Consider the following 3,310-nt stretch of genomic DNA (forward strand, 5'->3'; position numbering starts at 1 on the left):
GTAGTCGAAGCCGACGGTGGTGCCCGTGGGCCGCTCGATGGCGGTGAGCTGGCGGTCGCGGTTATAGCGGTAGCGGGTAACGGTGTCGCCCGCCGGGATGGTGGGCGGCGTGTAGCCCGCGCGCTGATCGAGGCCGTCGTACTCGAAGACGTGAGCGCTGCGGCCCGGCGGCGTGAGCGCGGTGAGGTTGCCGTTGCCGTCGTACTGGTAGCCGACGGTCCGGCCATCCGGCAACGTCTGCTCAGTGACGCGGCCGTCGGCGTCCACGGTAAAGCTTACCGTGCGGTTCATCGGGTCGGTGACTGCCGCGAGATAGCCGGCCTGCTCGCCGGTGGCGTGGTAGTCGAACGTGATGCGGCGCTCGTCGCTGCCACTGCCCTGGACGACGGAGGCGAGGCGGCCGCGGGTATCGTAATTGCGCTGGACGGCAGCCAGGCCGGTCACTTCCCGCCGGACGGGGCGGCTGACGGCGTCCCGGGTTTCGGTGACCACCCGGCCCTCGGGGGACGTGTAGGTCCACTGGCGGCTCGCCGCGTCGTAGGCGGCGGTGGCCTCGCGGCTGTTGGTGGTGATGGTGTCCACGAGGCTCGTCAGGGACAGCGGGTCCGACTCGTCGGCGAGTTCCACCGAGCGTTCGGTGGTCACCACCCGCTCGGTGCCGGAGGGCAGGCTGATGCGGCGCTCGCCGATGACTGGCGCGGTCATGCCGAAGCGGGGATCCGGGGTCTCGTTCACGAACAGCGCTGTGCCGTCGGGGCGCTCGATGGTCATCTCGCCCGCATCGGTGTGGGTGCGTTTGGTGACGGTGCCGTCCGGCGCCTCGTTGGTGTAGACACGGGTTGCGCCGTCCGGGCGCTGTGTCGTGAAACGGTGGAGGCGACTCTCTCCTGTGGTCATGTCGACCCGGTAGCCGTCATCGACGGACTCGCGATTCAAAGCCCAAAGGAAACCTTCTGGCCCCTCGTCGCGCGCGAGATACCCGGTGGCGTCGTACATGAAGGTGTTCGCGTTGCCCTCGGGATCGGTGAAGCGTGTCAGCAGGCCGCTGTCGTCATAGGCCATCGACCACGCGCGGCTGCCCGGACTCGCCACGTCGGTGAGGTGACCGCTATCGGTGACGGTCAGGCTGGTGCGCTGGCCGTCCGGGGCGACGATCGCCGTGGCACGACCGGCCACATTGCGTTCGATCGTGGTGGTGTTGTTGTCCGCGTCGGTGATCGCGATGACGCGACCTTCGCTATCGCGCTCGAAACGGCGAAGGGTCTGCCCCGTGAGCGCGTTTTCTGTACGGAGGTGACGACCGCTCGTGTCAAAGACGTACTGAAGCCGTCCATGTTGTGATGCGAGCGGGAGAACCTGGTTCTCATCCCCATCGGGGGCCCAATGACTGACTCGACGCACTCGGTGATGGCTCGTATCAGCGAGGTACAGCGCCCCGTCAGAGGACACGGCGACATCATAGGGGCTACTCAGTACCGCTTCTGTGGCGGGCCCACCGTCTCCGCCAAACAGCGACCCATGACCGGCCCCGGCCACGGTGACAATGCGACCGCTCGGGGTCACCTGCCGTATGCGATCGTTGCCTTGGTCGGCGATGTAGACACTGCCGTCCGGGCCCACCGTGACCCCTTCGGGATCGAACAACTGCGCGGCCGTGGCCGGGCCGCCGTCGCCACTGTAGCCATCCTCGCCCGTCCCCGCGACCGTGGTAATGATGCCGTCCGGGCCCACCCGGCGCACCTTGTCGCTACCGCGGCCCGCGATGTAGAGGCTGCCGTCCGGTCCAATGGCGATGCCTTCAGGGTAATGGAGGCGCGCCTGTGTGGCCGGCCCGCCGTCGCCTTCATCCCCTCGGTAACCATTACCAGCAACCGTCGTGATGATCCCGTTGGGCCCCACGCGTCGCACTACGTCACTGAATGTTTGGGCGATATACACGCTCGCGTCAGCGCCAACGGCTACGCCCCGAGGGTAACTGAGTTCCGCCTGGGTTGCAGGGCCACCATCCCCACTCGTGCCCTGCTCCCCATTGCCAGCCACCGTCGTGATGATCCCATTGGGATCGACCCGCCTCACGCGATGGTTACTAGTATCGGCGATGTACAGGCTGCCGTCGTCCGCGACCGCAACGCTCTCTGGCCTGTGGAGCTGCGCCGCGGTCGCTGGCCCGCCGTCGCCGCTGTAGCCGGCGACGCCGGTGCCCGCGACGGTGGCAATCGTGCCATCGGGACTCACGCGGCGCACCCGATGGTCGAGTTCCGTCACGATGAACAGGCTGCCGTCAGGACCTAGGGCAACACTTACGGGGAAATCCAAGCCCGCTTCCGCGGCCGGGCCCCCATCACCGCTATAACTAGAGTCGCCATTCCCGGCAACGGTGTCGATCACACCGAGCCCACCAAGCGTCCGCAGACCGCCATCACCTAATGCCAGCCGCTTCGACGGCACGTTCAGCCGATGGAGCACGTCCAGGGACCAGTTGCCGACAACGTTCGGCGCCAGTTTGAACGGCGAGTCGAGCATCACCTGATGAGTGCGGGGGTAGATGAAACCTTCGCAGTCTTCGCGGGTGCCCAGCACTGTCGTGGAATCACTGACATTACCGAATCCGTTGTCACCTGGCCGGTACTCGCACGGATAACGGTAAGAAATGCGAATAGTGGCCATGGAGCTGCCATACACGGGCCGCCCCACGGTATCCAAACCATCCCAGGTGAAGGTGTGGCTAAGGTTGGTGGCCGGATCGAACGTCTTCGTCATGCGCTGGCCGGCGATCCGGATGCGGAGCTCGATAGATTCCAGGCTCGATGGCACATCGTCGCCCGCAAGCGGCACGGTGACGCTGCTCGACCCGTAGCCCTCGGCCCGATCGCTTTGGTAGTGAAGCGAGAAGGGCGTGCCGGCGATATCGATCTCCTCACCCACGGTCTGGCGCTGGGCGAGGATGCTGCAGCCGGGGCATTCGTTACCCTCGTTGCCGGGCATGTTGCCACCGGGCCCAAGGGGCGGCGGTATATCCAGCGGGCCCGCGCCCAGCGGCGGCCCCCAAGGCCAGTTACAGTCCCAGGTGGAGAAGTGCTCCAGGGCGACGCGCCAGAGGCTGTCGCCGGGGTCGTAGAGCTCGGCGAGCTTCGTGCGTTCGGCCTCGGTGATGCCGAGCTCGGCGAGCTCGTCGGCGGTGGCGGGGTCGCCGTCGCCGGTGACGTCGAGCACGGCGCGGCCGGCGTCGATGTCGAGCACTTCGACGATGCGGCCGTTGTCGTAGGGGGTCCAGGCGCCGGCGTCGTTGTCGTAGTAGCCCACCGGCACC

Annotated in this window: 1 pseudogene; it reads right to left on the reverse strand. The window is 67.0% G+C overall.

The window, feature by feature from the left end:
* A pseudogene (locus ACPEES_RS22950) lies at positions 1-3,310 on the reverse strand (RHS repeat-associated core domain-containing protein); the annotation flags it as partial.

It is taken from the genome of Arhodomonas sp. AD133 (assembly GCF_051195215.1).
Taxonomy (GTDB): domain Bacteria; phylum Pseudomonadota; class Gammaproteobacteria; order Nitrococcales; family Nitrococcaceae; genus Arhodomonas.